This is a genomic window from Peribacillus sp. SIMBA_075, assembly GCF_046534585.1.
In genome coordinates, this window is sequence record NZ_JAWRYN010000109.1 from 1 (window position 1) to 543 (window position 543).

Below are 543 nucleotides of genomic sequence, written 5' to 3' on the forward strand. Positions count from 1 at the left end.
CTGGGAGACGGACAGGAGATGATAGCGAAGCGTTTGGCGTTAGCTCTTTGTCTTCATCAGGTGGAAGGACTTGTGGATGGGGCGTACCAATTTGATCACCAAGCCAACTCGCTTGCTCTCATTCAACACGGAGATCATCGCCTAAAGCTCCAGTTGGGATTGTCGATGGATAACGTGAATTTGTATCAGGCTCCGTTGTGCTTTCACGTGATTGGCGACATTGATCATCAGACGAGTCAGAGCGGGCCACGTGGTTATCGTATTCAACAGATGGAGGCAGGCATAGTTGTCCAGCGATTGCTGGTGTCTGCCTATGCGTGCGGTATGGGAGGGCATCCATTGCTCGGGTATGATGCGCGGCTATGCGACGAAATTTATCAAATCCGATCCAAACAGAAAACAAGCCTGATTCAAATACCAGTAGGTCCTTATCGCCATCGTCCGTGGTTGCAAGGAGGCTTGCATGGATAAAAGACAGATCAGACACAACGCTGCCCATTTCTAGTAGAACGGTACTGGAGATGGGTATCTTTTTTTCAAAAT

Annotated in this window: 1 protein-coding gene; it reads left to right on the top strand. The window is 49.0% G+C overall.

Translation table 11 applies throughout. The features are described from left to right. Positions 1–165: 165 nt before the first annotated feature. Positions 166–471 carry a nitroreductase family protein gene (locus SB775_RS27365; protein WP_410864277.1) on the top strand — a complete coding sequence of 102 codons (306 nt, stop codon included), beginning with the start codon at positions 166–168 and terminating at the stop codon, positions 469–471. Positions 472–543: the final 72 nt, after the last annotated feature.